Below are 15,663 nucleotides of genomic sequence, written 5' to 3' on the forward strand. Positions count from 1 at the left end.
GATGGCCCGGCAGGCAGCCGGGCCTGATATCCATTTTACGCGGCCAACAGCGCCTCGGCCACGCGGGTCGAGGTGGCGATGTGGCTCACATAGCCGCCCTTGATCGCGGCAAGGCTTGGGGCGACTTTGTCGAGCCCCGGCACCACCAATAGCCCCATCTCCAAGCCCACAAGGCGGGGCAGGGCGATGCCGATCATCCGCGCCTCAACAGGGCCCGCCATCGGTTGCCCCTCGGCATCAATGAAACGCCCGCAAATCACCCCCACCGCGCCGCGTGCGACTTGGGCGTCCAGTTCCTCGGGGCTGGCGAGCCCGCTTTCCACCACGTGGCTTTGCGCGGTGACCGTGCCTGCGGAAAACAGGAGCTTGTTTACGCCTTCCAGCGCATCCAGCTGCCGTTTCAAAATCGGCTCGGCGCGCAATTCGGCCGCCAGTTCTGCGCGGCTCAGGATCGCGGGGGCATGAAGGTTCAGGCACCGCGCCCCAAGTCGTTGCGCGAGCCGGGTCGAGCAGGCTTCTGCCGTGAAGCCATAGGGCGTGGCCATTGACCCCACCAGTTGCAGCACCGTCAAATCTGCAATCGCGCGGGCTTCGACCTGTTCGGCCAGTTCAAAAACGGTCCGCCCCCAAGCCACGCCCAATCTGTCACCGGGGGCCAGCAAATCCGGCAGCCATTGCGCCGCGCCGCGCACCACACGCGCAAAGCTCTCTTCGGCCACGAGCCCGTCATCGGGCACGACCCATGCGCCCGCGAGCCCAAATTTCTCACGCAACTCTAAAGCCAGCCGATGCGTGGTAAAGGCAGGTGCCGCCAAGGTGATACGGATGAGCCCGGTTTCCCGCGCCTCTTGCAGGTAGTTCACCACCGTCGCGCGCGAGATCCCCAGCGCTTCTGCAATCTCCTGCTGGTTGCGGCCATCGTGGTAATACATCCACGCCACCTCAATCACCGCATTCTCGCCGCTGACCCGCCCGAGACTGCGTCGTTTCGCGCCTGCTGCCATGGTCGCCCTCCGGTTTCGCCGTTTGACAAGAATAGGTGACAAAAGTAAAGAAATCCAGCCGATATGCAGGTAAGCGAGGAGGTCCCGATGATCCGCAATCTCTGGAGCGACGAGGCCGCGCGCGCGGCGGGCGAAGGTGATCTGGCGCAGCGGGTTTATAGCTCGCGGCTGATCGGGGCGGACCCGGATTTGGTGCTGCATGGCGGGGGCAATACCTCGGTCAAAACCACGGCGTTGGATTTGTTCGGTGAGCCTGTCGAGGTGCTGCATATCAAAGGCTCGGGCCACGATTTGGCGACGATTGGGGCCGATGGCCTGCCCGCCGTGCGGCTGGCACCGATGCTGGACCTCAAAGCGCGCGACGCGGTGGCCGATGACGCTCTGGTCAAACTGCAACGGTTGAATTTGCTGGACCCGAGCGCGCCGAACCCTTCGGTTGAAATGCTACTGCACGCGTGGATGCCGCATAAATTCGTCGATCACACCCATGCGACGCCCTTCCTAGTGCTGGCGAACCTGCCCGAGGTGGAGGCGGTGCTGCGCGAGCTTTTCGGGGATCGCATCGCGCTGGTGCCCTTTGTGAAGCCCGGGTTTGGGCTCGCCAAAGCGGCGGCGGCGGCTTTTGATGCGAACCCGGAGTGTGAGGGGCTTTTGCTGCACAACCACGGCCATTTCACCTGGGGGCCAGATGCAAAGGCGAGCTATACCCGCGTGATTGAGCATGCCAATATGGTTGAAGCTTGGCTGCAAGATCGTCGTCCCGCGCCGCTCAAACCCGCCGCGGCATTGCCGGTGGCGGAGGTCGCGCCGATGCTGGCCGCCTTGCGCGGGGCGCTGGCTACGTCTTTGCCCGGCGATGCGGCGCTTCCGGTGCTTGATTTGCGCGATGATGAGGATACCCGCGCCTTTTGCGCGCGCCCTGATCTGGAAGAACTGGCCGATCTGGGCGTGGCGACGCCCGACCATGTTATTCGCACCAAGGCAGAGGTTTTGGTGCTGCGCCGCGATGCGCAAACGCCCGAGGCGATGCGCGATGCTGTGGCCGCTTGGGGCGCCCGCTACGGCGCCTATTTCGAGGAAAACAAAGCCCGCTTCGGCGGCCCGGTCGAGATGCTCACGCCGCTGCCGGGGCTGTGCTGGCTTGAAGGCATTGGCGCTGTGGGCGTGGGGATGGATGCCAAAGCCGCGCGGATCGCGGCGGATATTGGCGACCAGTCGCGCCGGGTGAAGGCCGATGGCGCGGCGGCGGGCGGCTTTGCGTCAATCACCCCCGGTGATTTGTTCGACATGGAATATTGGCCGCTGGAACTTGCCAAGCTTGGTACCGCCAAACCCAAACCGCTTGCAGGCCGCGTGGTTTTGGTGACCGGGGGCGCGGGGGCAATTGGCATGGCCACGGCAGAGGCTTTTGCCGCCGAGGGCGCTTCGATCTTCATCGTCGATCGTCCCGGCGAGGTGCTCAATCAAGCGGTGGCGAAACTCGGCCGTGACGCGGGCGGCTATGGTTGTGACATCACTCAGCAAGGGGCCGCTGCCGAGGCCGTTGCCGCCTGTGCCAAGCGCTTTGGCGGGTTGGATATTCTGGTTTCAAACGCCGGAGCGGCGATCAATGGTGATATCGCCACGCTGGATGGTGCCGTGCTGCGCGGAAGTTTTGAACTCAACTTCTTCTCCCATCTGGCATTCGCGCAAGCCGCCATCGCGCTTTATCGCGCGCAAGTTGGCACGCGCGGCTGCCGGGGGGCGGAGCCGGGGCAGATCTTGTTCAACGTCTCGAAGCAGGCGGTGAACCCGGGCAAGGGTTTTGCGGCTTACGGCCTGCCCAAAGCCACGCTGTTCTTCCTGCTCAAGCAACTCACGCTCGAACACGGCGGCGAGGGCATTCGCGTCAATGGTATCAATGCCGACCGCATCCGCTCGGGCCTGCTTACGCCCGATATGATCGCGGCGCGGTCTGCCGCGCGGGGGCTCGACGAGGGCAGCTATATGGCGGGCAACTTGCTCAAGGCCGAGGTTGAGGCGCGCCATGTGGCCGAAGCCTTCGTGATGCTGGCCAAAGCCGAGCGTACGACGGGCCATGTGATGACGGTGGATGGCGGCAATATCGAGGCGTCGCTGCGCTAAGCGCGGCGGCCCTCAGGTTGCGATCAGAAGCTCAATCCCGCGGGCTTCGAATTCTTTGGCGTCTTTGTCGGAAATCCCGTCATCGGTGATGAAGGAATGCACCACCTCAAGCGCGCCCAGACGCGTAAAAGAGCTTTTGTTGATCTTGGTGCTGTCGGCCACAAGATAGACATGAGAGGCTGCGCGGATCATCGCCTCTTTCAATTGCAAATCGGCAAAGCTGGGGTAGGTCAGCCCGGCGTCCAGCGCGACACCTGCGGTTGCCAAGAACAGCTTGCCTGCAAAGATGTTGCGGAAATATTCGACCGATTTATCCCCCGAAAGCGAAAGCGTCGGCGCCTTGAACTGCCCGCCCGGCATATGCACTGCCGTGCCCGGCACAGAACCCAAGATGATCGCGATGTTGAGCGCGTTGGTGATCACCGTCAGGTTGCGCCGCGCCACAAGGCGGGTTGCGACCTCGGTCGTGGTCGTGCCCGCATCCAAAATGATGGTTTCGCCATCGCTTACAAGCCCAGCAGCCAGCGCCCCGATGCGGCGCTTCTTGTCCATATTTTCTTGATGATGCAGCACCAGCCCCTCGGCGGGTGAGGTGGGCGCATTCAAAAAAGCGCCGCCATGTTCGCGGGTGATGAACCCATCCGCTTCGAGCTTTTCCAAATCCTGCCGGATCGTGGCTTCGGAAACCTTGAACGCGGTTGCAAGGTCGCGCACGCGCGCCGATCCCTCTTCCTCGATCCATTCCAGAATACGGCGACGGCGCGGTTCGGACAAAAGGCCCGCCTTGCTTTCATCGCGGATCTGGCTGGGTTTTAGGGGCACGGGATCGCCTGTCGGTTGTGGTCTTTCGGGATATTGGGTCGGTCCATTCCCTTACGCGGGAAGGGCCGACCCGGTCAACGGGGCGCATCAGCGCCCCGTGGCGGCCTCTTGTTGCAGGGCGACGCGCGCTTGCAGCTTGCTTTGCGCTTGGTCGATGACCACAGCAGCGACGATCACCAGCCCTTTGATCACGGTTTGCCAGAAGGAAGAGACCCCCATCATCACCAGACCATCCGCCAAGATCGAGATCACAAAGGCGCCGACAATCGTGCCCGAGATTTTACCGCGCCCACCCGAGAGCGAGGTGCCGCCCAGAACGGCTGCGGCGATGGCGTTAAGTTCGAAGGTTTCACCCGTGGCGGGGTGCGCCGCTTGCAGTTGCGAGGCGATGATCAGCCCCACAAGCGCCGCGCAAAAGCCCGAGAACATATAGACAAAGAGCTTCACCCGGTCGACCTTCACGCCCGAAAGCGCTGCGCCCCGCTCGTTGCCGCCCACCGCGTAGATGTGGCGGCCCAAAGGGGTGCGTTTCGCGATATAGGCCGCGATCAGCCCGACGACGATCAGCATCCAAATCAGGACCGGCAGCCCCAAAAACGTGCCCGCGCCAATCAGCGGGAAGGTGTCAGAGCCATATTCGGCATTGCCCGCCAAGTTCGGGAAGGTGCGCCCGCCCGAGGACAGCAGTGCCGCACCGCGCGCGATATAAAGCGTGCCAAGGGTGGCGATGAAGGGTGCAACGTTGAGCTTTGTGATCAATATCCCATTGATCCAGCCCACAAATATCCCGACACACATCACCAAAAGGGCGATTTCAACGGTGTTGAACTGGATCGACCAGCCAAGGCCGGGGTCGATGCCGTGTAGGATCAACCAGCCAGAGACCATAGCCGTCAGGCCCACGGTGGAGCCGACCGAGAGGTCGATCCCCCCAGTGATGATGACGAAGGTCATGCCAATGGCCAAAAAGGCCGTCAGCGCAGCGTGTTTCGCGACGATCACGGTATTGGCGAGCGACAGGAAGTTCGGCGCCATGATTGCGAAATAGCCAAACACCAGAAGCAACGCCACATAGGTGCGGGCTTGCAAGAACGTCAGCAGGATCGACGAGCCTTGCGCGTCTTTGGTTGCGGGAACGGCAGTCATTCGGCGGCTTCCTTCGAAACTTGCGCATTGGGGGTTGTGGCAGAAATCACCTGTGCGGCATCGGTGCCGGAGGGGAATTCGCCTGTCACACGGCCTTGCGCCATGACAATGATACGGTCGGACAGGGCGAGCACCTCATCAAGGTCAGAGGTGACGAACAAAATGCCCAGACCTTCGGCGGCGAGGCGGCGCATGGTGCGGAACACCTCGGCCTTGGCACCGATGTCGATGCCCCGCGAAGGTTCATCCATCAACAGCACCTTCGGCCCGGTCATCAGCGCTTTGCCGATCACCACCTTTTGTTGGTTGCCGCCCGAAAGCGAAGAGACCGGATTTTCCGGGCTTGCGACCTTGATCGTGAGACGTTTGATGAAGTCGCGCGCGGTTTGCGCCTCTTTTTTCAGATCAAGGTGGAAAAGCTTGGTGAAGACGGGCAGCGAAGACAGCGTCAGGTTTTCCCGGATCGCCATGATCTGGATAAGGCCATCGCGTTTGCGGTCTTCAGGGATCAGCGCGATGCCGCGCGCAATCCGGCCCGGCACGTCGCGTTCGACAAGCGGTTTGCCTTCCACCCAGAACTTGCCGGTGGAATGCGGATGCTGTGCCATCACGCATTCCAAGAACTCAGACCGGCCTGCGCCCATCAGCCCGTAAAGGCCAACAATCTCGCCCGCGCGGATCGAGAGCGACACATGGTCGACCGTGAAACCGCCGCCGATGCGGGGCAGGGTGATCTCTTCGGCGCGGAAAATCTCTGGCCCAAATTCGGTCACTTCGGTGCGGCCATATTCTTTCGACGACGAACCGATCATCGCTTGCACGATCCACGGAATATCCACGCCCTCCATCGAGCGCGCGCCCGTGATCGTGCCGTCGCGCAAAACGGTGATGTAATCGCCGACCCGGATCAGTTCTTCGAGCCGATGCGAGATGTAGACGATGCCAACCCCTTGGGCTTTCAGCTCGTCAATCACCCGGAACAGAACTTCCACTTCCGCCGCAGAAAGCGCCGAGGTGGGTTCATCCAAGATTAGGATTTTTGCTTTCAGCGCCAACGCTTTGGCAATTTCAACAATCTGCTGTTGGCCGATGCGCAGGGTGCCCAAGATCGTATCTGGGGCGATCGGCTGTTCAAGCCGCTCCATCAGCTTGCGGGCTTCCTCGCGTTGCGTTTCAGTGTCGATATCTATGCCCGCGCGGGTGCGCTCATGGCCGATAAAGATGTTTTCCGCCACGCTCAGGTTCGGAAACAGGTTCAGCTCCTGAAACACGATCCCAATGCCTGCGGCGACCGCATCGGCCTTGTCGCGGAAATGCATTTCGCGGCCATTCATGGTGATGACGCCTTCGGTCATCTCTTCCACGCCCGCGATCAGTTTCATCAGCGTCGATTTGCCGGCGCCATTTTCCCCCACAAGCACGTTCACCGCGCCCATGCGCAGATCGAAATCCACGCCTTTCAGCGCGCGGGTGCCGGGGTAAACCTTGACGCCGCCCCGGATCGACAGCCCGATCGGGTGCGCTTCTGTCATGGCATCACCTCAAGCGCCACAGGCGTCACAAGCCATTTGTCTTTGGCGGATTTGAGCGGCACGACACCGGTAAAGCCCACAGTTTTGCCGATCAGATCGCCCTCTGGGATCGTTAGGCTCCCAGAGGCGCGGTCATTGAGCGCGCGGCCCAGTTTCGCAAATTCGATCTGGTCGCGGAACGAGGTGAAATCATAGAGCTTGGGCGCGACATCGCGCAGTGCAGAGCCGCGCACCACCGGGCCAAGCTGCAACACGACATCCGCAGTGCCATCGGCATCGACATCCAGATCAAGCGTGCGCGCGCGGCTGTCAAGCTTGCTCGCCACAACGGTGCCTGTGTCTTTGAGCGCAAAGTTTACCGGCGCGCCCGCGCCTGCGCCCGAAGCGCCATGCTCTGCCGTTGCAGCGGCGAAATCGGCCGCAATCTGGCCGCGCAGCGTGGCAACCGATTGGGCCTTGGCCGCGATATGCGGCAGAAGTTCTGTGTCATAGCTGGAGGCCAATAGGGCCTCGATCCGCGCCGCGTCCCCACTTGCATCGGCGGCGGGGGTGGCATCATTTTCGGCCGTGTCGGGCACGATCTTGCAGCCCGAAAGCGCCATGGCCGAAGCCAGGCACAGGGCCGTCACGGTAACAAATTTCATGGCCTTGGTCCCGGTAGACTCCGGCGCGCCAAGGGGTTGGCGCGCCGGTCATTTCAGCGGATCATTCCGAAAGCGCGAAGGTTTCGAGCTGCGCGGCGTTCTCAGCGTTGATCAGCACGCAGTCCATCAGCTGCTTTTCATCAACCCCGGTCGAGCCGGTTTTCAGATAGGCATCGGCTTGTTCCACCGCCATCTGCGCTTGCGCATAGGCCGGTTGCAGGACGGTCGCCTTGATGCCGCCTTTCATGATCGAGTCGCGCACGTCGTTCGACCCGTCAAAGCCCACCACGATCACATCGGTGCGGCCCGCCGCTTCCAGTGCGGCCCAAGCGCCCATCGCCATGGTGTCGTTGCCCGAGATCACGCCCTTAATTTCCGGGTGCGCTTGCAGCATCGATTCCATCACGGTGAAGGCTTCGGTTTGCGACCAGTTCGCGGTTTGCTGGGCGACCAGTTCAAGATCGGGATATTGGTCGATCACGTCATGGTAGCCTTGCGAGCGGATCCCGGCATTGGTGTCGGATTCCTTGCCCAGAAGCTCGGCATATTTGCCCGCTTCGCCCATCAGCGCCACAAACTCTTCGCCGCCGAGTTGCGCACCTTGGTAGTTGTTCGACACGATCTGGCTGACAGCGATGCCCGAAGCGGTGATTTCGCGGTCAATCAGGAACGACGGAATGCCCGCATCAGCCGCTTTTTGCACGGCGGCCACGGTGGCATCGGCGCCAGCGTTGTCGAGGATGATAGCCTTCACACCGGCGGCAATCGCGCTGTCGAACAGTTCCGATTGTTTGTTGGCATCGTCGTCATGCACCAAAACCATGGTGTCATAGCCAAGTTCCACTGCTTTCGCCGCCGCGCCATCGGCTTCGGCTTTGAAGAACGGGTTGTCGTGGCTGGGCGTGATGATGGCGATCGTGTCAGCAGCAGCGGCAAAGCTCGGCATCAGACCGGTCATGGCGACGGCCATAGCCGACACCAGAAGGCGTCTTTTCAAGTTCATGGGTTCCTCCTTGTCGTCGCACCCCCTCATGGGGCGACTCCCCGAGGCTGATCCTGCGCCTTGCTCTCGTTTGTCGTCAAGTATTTTCGGATAATCGCGCTTTCTTGCGGTTTTCTGACGGTAACGTGAATGCTTGGCTTTGAATGTTTGCCCTAATGCAGCACTGCGGCGTGAAATGCTGCAAATGCAGCCGATTCGAGGTGCTGCAAATGCGGTGCGGTGCCGCGAGCTATGCTTGCTTTTTATCTCCGACTCGGCGTAAAACGAAGAAATCGAAAGTAATCGAAAGTAACCCGCGAATATCTACGGGTTCCCGCGAATGTCGGCCGCGAGGCCAGGAGGAGAGACATGAGCCTGAACATCCACCGCAAGGTGACCTTTGGCGTTGTCATTGGCAGCCGCGCCTTTTTTAGTCCCGCGCCCTGCAAAGATGCGCGCGACGAAGTGCTGGCGCAGCTTGAAAAAATCGGTGTGAACGCGGTGATTTTGCCGTTTGAGGCCACCGCGAACGGGGCCGTTCAGTCGATTGCGGATGCCGAGCTTTATGCGCGCCATTTCAAAGCGCACCGTGACGAGATCGACGGTCTGGTGATTTGTTTGCCAAACTTTGGCGACGAGATTGCCGTGGCCGAACTGGTCAACCGCGCCAAGCTGAATGTGCCGATCTTGTTGCAAGCCTCGAATGACGAGATCGACAAGGTCGATGTGCATTCGCGCCGCGATGCGTTTTGCGGCAAGCTCTCGGTGTCGAACAACTTTTGGCAATATGGCGTGCCCTTTACCGAAACCACGACCCACACCTGCGATGTGGGCGGGGCGGAGTTTGGGGCGGATTTGGAGCGTTTCGCCCGTGTGTGCCGCACCGTGCGCGGCCTGCGCAACGCGCGCATCGGCGCGATTGGCGCGCGCACCAGCCCGTTCCAAACCATGCGGTTTTCCGAAAAGCTTTTGCAAGCAAGCGGCATGACCGTTGTGACTGCCGACCTTTCCGAACTGCTGGCGGCGGCGGGCGCGATTGCCGATGACGATGCCGATCTGGCGGTGAAGCTTGAGAAGCTGAAAAGCTACGGCAAAATCTCGGCCCATATCCAGCAAAGCCAAATCGTCAAACAGGCGAAATGGACGCTCGCCGTGAACCGCTGGATCGCGGAAAACGGCTGCGATGCCTCGGCCATTCAGTGCTGGCGGAGCTTGCAAGACAATTTCGGCTGCGCGACCTGCGTGACCATGTCGATGATGGGCGAGGAATTGATGCCCTCGGCCTGCGAGGTCGATGTGATCGGCGCCGTTTCCATGTATGCGCTGGCGCTGGCCTCTGGTCAGCCATCCGCGCTTCTCGATTGGAACAATAACTACGGCTATGAGCCCGATAAATGCGTTTGCACGCATTGCGGCAACTACCCGAAAAGCTTCTTGGGCACGACGCCGGAGATTGGCGAGTTGGACGTTTTGGGCGAAAGCCTTGGTCGGTCCAATTGCTTTGGCGCGGTCAAAGGCAAGGTGCAGCCCGGCCCGATGACCTATTTCCGGCTCTCGACCGATGACCGCAACGGCACGCTAAAATGCTATCTGGGCGAGGGGGATTTCACCGCAGATCCGTTTGGCATGGATGGCGGCATTGCCGTCGCGCAGGTGCCGCAGTTGCGCAAACTGATGAAATTCGCCAGCCATAACGGCTTTGAACATCACGTCGCGATGGTGCGTGGCCATGTGGCCGATGTGCTCAACGAGGCCGTGGTGCGCTACCTCGGCTGGCCGATCTATCACCACGGGGGCGAACCAGAGCCGCAGCTCTTCATCCCCCACCGTTTCTGACGAGGATACCATGACCCCGAAACCCGAAACCGTGGAGCTGATCCGCGAGAAAGCGCTGTGGATGCGCCGGACCGCGTTTGGCATGGTCCACAAAGCGCAGCTTGGGCATCCGGGCGGCGATTTCTCTGCCATCGACATTCTGGCAACGCTGTACTTTGGCGTGATGCGCTACGACAGCGCCCGCCCGCAATGGGAAGACCGCGACCGTTTCGTGATGTCGAAAGGCCATGCCACGGGGGCGCTTTACACGGCGCTTTGCGCGGCGGGCTATTTCCCGGAAAGCTGGCTGCAAACCTATATGCAGCCGCGCTCGATGCTGAACGGCCACCCGAACCGCAACTATCTGCCCGGCGTGGAAACCAACACTGGCCCCTTGGGGCATGGTTTCCCGGTGGCGACCGGCATTGCGATTGCGGGCCAGTTGACGGGCGCGGAGTATCGCACCTTCGTGCTGACCGGGGATGGCGAGCAGCAAGAGGGCTCGAACTGGGAAGCGGCGATGACCGCGAGTTTCCGCAAGCTCGAAAACCTGACGCTGATCATTGACCGCAACCGTCTGCAACAGGGCCAATCGACCGAGGTGACCTCGGGCATGGATCCGATGGATGACAAATACCGTGCCTTTGGCTTTGAGGTCGCGATGGTGGATGGCCATGACGTTGGCGCGCTGCTTGAGGTGCTGTCCGCGAGCCCCAAAGGTCGTGGCAAGCCGCTGTGTGTGATTGCGAATACCGTTAAGGGCAAAGGGGTCTCCTTCATGGAGAACCAAGCGAAATGGCACCATGCCGTGCCTGATGATGCGCTTTATGCCCAAGCGATGAAGGAGTTGGTGTGATGGCCCATGATGGACCCGTGAGCGCTGGCCTGCATGATTGCCGCAATGCTTGGGTGGAAACACTGGAAGCTTTGGCCGCCGAAGACGAACGCATCGTGGCGGTGGTGAACGATTCCACCGGCTCGTCGAAACTGGGCGGGTTTCAAAAGAAATTCCCCGATCGGCTGATCAATGTCGGCATTGCCGAGCAGTTGATGGTTGGCGTGGGGGCCGGGCTTGCCAATGGCGGGCGTATTCCCTTTGTTTCGGCGGCCTCTTGCTTCCTGACCGGGCGTTCGCTTGAGCAGGTGAAGGCCGATGTGGCTTATGCCAATTTCAACGTCAAACTTGTGGGCCAATCCTCCGGCGTGGCCTATGGCGAGTTGGGCGCAACGCACCATTCGATCGAAGACTTTGCTTGGTTGCGCCCGCTCACCAATATCACCGTGATCGCCCCCGCCGACGCATGGGAAACGGCGGAGGCGGTGAAATGGGCCGCCGCGCATGAGGGGCCGGTCTATCTGCGGCTTTCGCGGATGCCAGTGCCGAACCTTGATGTGCCTGGGCGCGTGTTCACGGCCGGTAAGGCCGAACTGGTCCGCTCGGGCAGCGATGTGACGGTGATTGCTTGCGGTACCACGGTGCATCTGGCGGCGGAAGCGGCGGATAAACTGGCGGATAAAGGGCTTTCGGTGAGGGTTCTGAACATGGCGACGATCAACCCGCTGGATGAGGCGGCGGTGCTTGCCGCTGCACGCGAAACCGGGGCGATTGTCACGGTCGAAGAAGCCTCGGTCCGGGGCGGTTTGGGCGGGGCTGTGGCCGAACTGACGGCAGGCGAATGCCCGGTGCCGGTTGAGCGGCTCGGCTTCCCGGGCTTTGTGCCCACAGGCTCGACCGAATGGCTGTTTGAGGAGTTTGGCCTTTCCGTGCCGGGCATCAGCGCCGCAGTGCGTAAGGTGCTTGACCGGGTAAAACGCTAAGAAATCGCGCGGCCCCCCCCCGCGCGCTGACCTCGGGGTAGCATTCTCCTCCCTCGCTGCCTCAAGGCCGAAGTCGCCGCCCGCCTCCCTCCCGGGGCGGGCGGTGCTCCTTTTGGGGGTTATTCGGGGCGGATCACGCCCTTTTTCAAGATCAAGCAGCCATAAAGCCGGGTCTCGCCCGTCGCGACAATGGCAAAGGCTTTTTTCGAGCGATCATAGAAATCGAACCGCTCAACCCGGCCCAGTTTCGCCTCCGGCCCTTCATGCTTGGCCAAAATCTCACGGAAATCGGCAAAAATCGGTTGTTCGGCATCGGGGTCGCCGACCACTTCCATATGGAAGGCCGCCTCGGGCACAAAGTCATCGAGCGGCATCACCGACAAAATCGCATCCATCACCCGCGTGGCCGTAAGCCCCGGCAGACGGATCAGTTCTTGCGCGCAGCTTTCCGCCGGAAAGTTGGCATCCACAATGACGATCTCGTCGCCGTGGCCCATCGCACGCAGCGTATAAAGCAGGTCTGCCGTCAGGATCGGGTCGATGTTCTTGAGCATGGTTCTTCCTCGCTTTCGGGCGCCGCAACGGGGCCGCCCAAGGCGATGAAAGACCCGTGGGAGGGCGATTGCAAGGGCTAGCGGGTCAGCGCTGCGTAAAGCATCGGGAGCCGCTCAGGGAGCCGTTCGACCTTTTCCAATACCTGCACATTTTGCGCCCCGAAAATGCGGCCTGCATAGGCATCTGCGCCGGGGTCGAGCGTGAGGCAAAAGGGCGTCACGCCCTCGCGTCGCGCCGCCTCGACCGCCGCGCGGGAATCGGCGCGCAAGTAATGCGGGTCGCGCACGTCAATGTCAGAAGGGGCGCCATCGGTCAGCACCAGCATCAGCTTTCGCGCGGCTTTCACGCGGGAAAGTTCCGCCGTCGCGTGCCGGATCGCGGTGCCCATGCGGGTGGAAAGCCTGCCCTCAGCCCCCATGATCCGCGCTTTGGGCCCGGTGCCCCAAGGCGTTTCGAAATCCTTGAGCCGGGTGTAGAACACATTCTCTCGCCCATCCGACTGAAAGCCATGGATCGCAAATCGGTCGCCCACCCGGTCGATTGCTTGCGACAGGATCAGACAGGCCGATTGGGTCAGGCTCAACACCGTTTCACCGCCCGGCGCCGGGTCATTGGTAGATTCCGAAAGATCGAGCAGCACCAAAACGGCTGTGTCGCGGGTTTTGCGGATCACCCGCATCATCACGCGTGGGTCAGGTTCGCGCCCCATGCGGATATCGCGCACCGCGCGGACTGCGGCCTCAAGGTCGATCTCATCGCCATCTTCCAGCTTGCGGATGCGCTGCGTGCCTTGCGGGCGCATAGCCTCCATCAAATGCCTTAATCGGTCTGAGGTCTTGCGATGCGCCTCCAAAATCGCCTCCGCCGCAGCCGCGTCGCCCGCTTTGGGGCGCATCTCGCGCAGGGTCGCCCAAGCCGGGCGGGCCATTTGCAGGCGGTGGTCAAACTCTTCATAGAGCACCGGCGGCGCGAGCGCGGGCTTGCCCTCGCGCGCATTGAAACTGGTACCGTCATCGTCAAAGAACTCGGCCGATTGCACCCAAATTTCTTGCGCATCCTCGCCTGCGGTCTCGACCTCCACCTCATTCACCATCTCGCAGACCGAGACATAGCGGCGCGTTTGCGCGGGGGCGGTAAGAACCTCCCAGTCGATTTCCTCAAATTCCCAAAGCACCCGGTTGTCGCAGCGATAAGGGCACGATGGCTGATCACGATGCGCGGAATAGGGCTGGTTGCGGAGCCGATTGGCAAGCGTCAGGCCAAGCGCCCGCGTGGCCTCGGGCTCGTGCAAATCCAGCGCGCTGAACTGCGCCAGAACACAGGCGGAAAGGTCGTCTTCTGCGGTGCCCGTCAGCAGCACGCGGGCAATGCGATCAAAGACCCCGGCAATGCCGCTCGCGGTTTGGCTGTGAAACCGCGCCCAAAGCCCGCGCAGATTTGGGAAGCGGCGGATTGCCAGCGCTTCGGCGCGGGCGTCTTCAATCAACCCGATGCAGGCAAGGTCCAGCGCGCCCAGCCCTTCGGCCAAAATCGGTGCGCGTAAAACGGCCAAATGTGCCGCCAGATGCGCGACTTGCGCGCGGTAGAGATCAAGCCCCGGTTCGCCGTGCCAATCATCCAAAGCATCGGGGAGATGCAGCATATGGCTTTCGGCAAAGGGGCGCAGCCCAGCACGGGTTTCAAAATCGCCCGCCGTGGGCACAAGCACGAAATCGCGCCCCCAAAGTGCCCGCAAATACATGCCCAAGCGCCGCTGCACATCAACCAGCAGAACGCCTTTGCGCTCGGATTGCAGCACCGATTTGGAGGCGTCCGAGCCGAGTGCGAAATAAGCCTCTAGCGCGGGGGTATCGGTGCGATGCGCCTCGATCCCCCAGTCGGCCCAGCGGCGCAGGCCGCCAAGCGTGAGCACATCGAACAGCTCGCCCAGATGGTCAAGCATCGGGCGGATCGCGCGCGGCGCGCGGGCCAGCACATGTTCCAAGAACCGTAAGTAAGCCAGAAACAGCCCCGCATCGGCGAGCCGCTTTGCCGCCAAGGGCGCGGTTTCCAAGATCCGCTCGATCACCGCGCCAGAGGTGCGGGAGGCAAAGCCAAGGCAGGCGGTGGTGGTTTCGGCCAGAACATCCTCGCCCAGATCGCGCGCCACTTGCGGCATGGCAGTGGCGTAGGCCGCAATCGGCCCCGCACCGCGCCCCATTCGGTTGAGCGCATCTATCCCGCGCAACCATGTATCAAGCCCGCGCGGTGAAAGCCGCCGCCGTGCCTCGGGCAGCATTTGATCGAGGGCCTTCGCCGCCGGGTCCGGCAGGGAGAAGGGAAGGCCTGCATGATCGGCAGGAAGGCCCTCAAAGCCCAAAGCGGGCTTTTCAGAAGAAGGTGGCAACGGCTGCATCAAGTGCATCGCGCATATCCATATCGTCGGTGATCGGGCGGGTGATTGCCATCGTGCAGGCGGCCACCGGGGCCACGCCTTGGGCGATCAATTGCCCCGCATGCACGAGCATCCGGGTCGAGACGCCCTCATCCAGCCCGTGGCCTTTGAGGTTGCGCGCGCGGGCCCCGATCTCGACCAGTTTCTGGGCGGTGTCTTCACTCACCCCCGCCTCATGGGCGACAATCTCCACCTCTGCCGCAGCTTCGGGCCATGCAAAGTCGAGCGCACCAAAGCGTTGCTTGGTGGATTGCTTGAGGTCTTTCATCAGCGATTGGTAGCCGGGGTTATAGCTGATCACGAGATGAAAATCTGGATGCGCTTTGAGCAATTCGCCCTTCTTTTCAAGCGGCAGCACGCGGCGGCCATCGGTGAGGGGGTGGATCGCAACGGTCGTGTCTTGCCGGGCCTCGACCACCTCATCAAGATAGCAAATCGCACCATGTCGCGCAGCAAAGGCGAGCGGGCCATCTTGCCAGCGGGTGCCATTGGCATCGAGCAAGAACCGCCCGACAAGGTCCGAGGCGGTCATGTCTTCGTTGCACGCCACGGTGACAAGCGGCTTGCCCAAGCGCCATGCCATATGTTCGACAAAGCGGGTTTTGCCGCAGCCAGTAGGGCCTTTAAGCATCACCGGCATCCGCGCAGCGTACGCGGCCTGAAACAGCGCAACCTCATCTGCGACCGGGCGATACCACGGCTCTGCCGCAACCAGATGGTCTTCGATCATATCCTTCATCGCATCCTCCCCAGAAATGCGACCCGCCGGGGCAGGCGGGCCGCGAGG

At 61.8% G+C, this 15,663-nt stretch carries 13 protein-coding genes; 4 read left to right on the forward strand and 9 right to left on the reverse strand.

The features are described 5' to 3' along the window. Positions 1-35: 35 nt before the first annotated feature. Entirely contained in the window at positions 36-1,004 is a 969-nt protein-coding gene (locus tag BW967_RS14270; protein WP_076485771.1) for a sugar-binding transcriptional regulator, read from the reverse strand. Between the two features lie 87 nt (positions 1,005-1,091). Here BW967_RS14270 and BW967_RS14275 point away from each other — a divergent pair, with 87 nt between their 5' ends. Then, positions 1,092-3,128 carry a bifunctional aldolase/short-chain dehydrogenase gene (locus tag BW967_RS14275; RefSeq protein ID WP_175610461.1) on the forward strand — a complete coding sequence of 679 codons (2,037 nt, stop codon included), beginning with the start codon at positions 1,092-1,094 and terminating at the stop codon, positions 3,126-3,128. A 12-nt stretch (positions 3,129-3,140) separates the two neighbouring features. Here the strand turns inward: BW967_RS14275 and BW967_RS14280 are convergent, their stop codons facing one another. The 5 genes from BW967_RS14280 to BW967_RS14300 all read right to left on the reverse strand — a co-directional run bounded on the left by BW967_RS14280 (position 3,141) and on the right by BW967_RS14300 (position 8,275). Continuing rightward, positions 3,141-3,950: a DeoR/GlpR family DNA-binding transcription regulator gene (locus BW967_RS14280; protein ID WP_217696386.1), complete on the reverse strand. Its 810-nt coding sequence runs from the start codon at positions 3,948-3,950 to the stop codon at positions 3,141-3,143. Between the two features lie 87 nt (positions 3,951-4,037). After that, on the reverse strand, positions 4,038-5,096 hold the full coding sequence (locus BW967_RS14285) for an ABC transporter permease (protein ID WP_076485772.1): 1,059 nt from the start codon (positions 5,094-5,096) through the stop codon (positions 4,038-4,040). Then, positions 5,093-6,628, reverse strand: coding sequence for a sugar ABC transporter ATP-binding protein (locus tag BW967_RS14290; protein WP_076485773.1), 1,536 nt, complete (start codon positions 6,626-6,628; stop codon positions 5,093-5,095). The genes BW967_RS14285 and BW967_RS14290 overlap by 4 nt, the downstream gene beginning before the upstream one ends. Then, the gene (locus BW967_RS14295; RefSeq protein WP_076485774.1) at positions 6,625-7,272 is read right to left on the reverse strand and encodes a DUF2291 family protein; all 648 of its coding nucleotides are present in this window, start codon (positions 7,270-7,272) and stop codon (positions 6,625-6,627) included. The genes BW967_RS14290 and BW967_RS14295 overlap by 4 nt, the downstream gene beginning before the upstream one ends. A gap of 61 nt (positions 7,273-7,333) precedes the next feature. After that, a complete protein-coding gene (locus BW967_RS14300; protein WP_076485775.1) occupies positions 7,334-8,275 on the reverse strand; it encodes a D-ribose ABC transporter substrate-binding protein in 942 nt (313 codons plus the stop codon). Between the two features lie 348 nt (positions 8,276-8,623). On the opposite strand from BW967_RS14300, the gene BW967_RS14305 reads away from it, so the two are divergent. The 3 genes from BW967_RS14305 to BW967_RS14315 are packed head-to-tail and all read left to right on the forward strand — an operon-like array spanning position 8,624 to position 11,887. After that, positions 8,624-10,090: an L-fucose/L-arabinose isomerase family protein gene (locus BW967_RS14305; protein ID WP_076485776.1), complete on the forward strand. Its 1,467-nt coding sequence runs from the start codon at positions 8,624-8,626 to the stop codon at positions 10,088-10,090. A 10-nt stretch (positions 10,091-10,100) separates the two neighbouring features. Further along, positions 10,101-10,925, forward strand: a complete 825-nt coding sequence (locus tag BW967_RS14310; protein WP_076485777.1) for a transketolase — start codon at positions 10,101-10,103, stop codon at positions 10,923-10,925. Beyond that, positions 10,925-11,887 carry a transketolase family protein gene (locus tag BW967_RS14315; RefSeq protein WP_076485778.1) on the forward strand — a complete coding sequence of 321 codons (963 nt, stop codon included), beginning with the start codon at positions 10,925-10,927 and terminating at the stop codon, positions 11,885-11,887. Before BW967_RS14310 ends, BW967_RS14315 begins: the two co-directional genes overlap by 1 nt. 119 nt (positions 11,888-12,006) lie before the next feature. Here the strand turns inward: BW967_RS14315 and BW967_RS14320 are convergent, their stop codons facing one another. The 3 genes from BW967_RS14320 to BW967_RS14330 form a co-directional block, all read right to left on the reverse strand. Beyond that, positions 12,007-12,441, reverse strand: coding sequence for an RbsD/FucU family protein (locus BW967_RS14320; protein ID WP_076485779.1), 435 nt, complete (start codon positions 12,439-12,441; stop codon positions 12,007-12,009). A 77-nt stretch (positions 12,442-12,518) separates the two neighbouring features. Next, a complete protein-coding gene (locus BW967_RS14325) occupies positions 12,519-14,846 on the reverse strand; it encodes a nitric oxide reductase activation protein NorD (RefSeq protein ID WP_245826558.1) in 2,328 nt (775 codons plus the stop codon). Then, positions 14,812-15,615 (reverse strand): CbbQ/NirQ/NorQ/GpvN family protein, encoded by an 804-nt coding sequence (locus tag BW967_RS14330; RefSeq protein ID WP_076485781.1) that lies wholly within the window; start codon positions 15,613-15,615, stop codon positions 14,812-14,814. Before BW967_RS14330 ends, BW967_RS14325 begins: the two co-directional genes overlap by 35 nt. Between the last annotated feature and the right edge of the window lie 48 nt (positions 15,616-15,663).

Origin of the sequence: Rhodobacter aestuarii (assembly GCF_900156655.1) — a bacterium.
Classification (GTDB): Bacteria; Pseudomonadota; Alphaproteobacteria; order Rhodobacterales; family Rhodobacteraceae; genus Rhodobacter; species Rhodobacter aestuarii.

What these genes read in the sequence shown, in the direction of transcription:
- BW967_RS14330 (WP_076485781.1), bottom strand. Translation starts at nt 15,615, where the DNA reads ATGAAGGATATGATCGAAGACCATCTGGTTGCGGCAGAGCCGTGGTAT.
- BW967_RS14275 (WP_175610461.1), top strand. Translation starts at nt 1,092, where the DNA reads ATGATCCGCAATCTCTGGAGCGACGAGGCCGCGCGCGCGGCGGGCGAA.
- BW967_RS14295 (WP_076485774.1), bottom strand. Translation starts at nt 7,272, where the DNA reads ATGAAATTTGTTACCGTGACGGCCCTGTGCCTGGCTTCGGCCATGGCG.
- BW967_RS14285 (WP_076485772.1), bottom strand. Translation starts at nt 5,096, where the DNA reads ATGACTGCCGTTCCCGCAACCAAAGACGCGCAAGGCTCGTCGATCCTG.
- BW967_RS14320 (WP_076485779.1), bottom strand. Translation starts at nt 12,441, where the DNA reads ATGCTCAAGAACATCGACCCGATCCTGACGGCAGACCTGCTTTATACG.
- BW967_RS14325 (WP_245826558.1), bottom strand. Translation starts at nt 14,846, where the DNA reads ATGCACTTGATGCAGCCGTTGCCACCTTCTTCTGAAAAGCCCGCTTTG.
- BW967_RS14310 (WP_076485777.1), top strand. Translation starts at nt 10,101, where the DNA reads ATGACCCCGAAACCCGAAACCGTGGAGCTGATCCGCGAGAAAGCGCTG.
- BW967_RS14305 (WP_076485776.1), top strand. Translation starts at nt 8,624, where the DNA reads ATGAGCCTGAACATCCACCGCAAGGTGACCTTTGGCGTTGTCATTGGC.
- BW967_RS14315 (WP_076485778.1), top strand. Translation starts at nt 10,925, where the DNA reads ATGGCCCATGATGGACCCGTGAGCGCTGGCCTGCATGATTGCCGCAAT.
- BW967_RS14270 (WP_076485771.1), bottom strand. Translation starts at nt 1,004, where the DNA reads ATGGCAGCAGGCGCGAAACGACGCAGTCTCGGGCGGGTCAGCGGCGAG.
- BW967_RS14290 (WP_076485773.1), bottom strand. Translation starts at nt 6,628, where the DNA reads ATGACAGAAGCGCACCCGATCGGGCTGTCGATCCGGGGCGGCGTCAAG.
- BW967_RS14300 (WP_076485775.1), bottom strand. Translation starts at nt 8,275, where the DNA reads ATGAACTTGAAAAGACGCCTTCTGGTGTCGGCTATGGCCGTCGCCATG.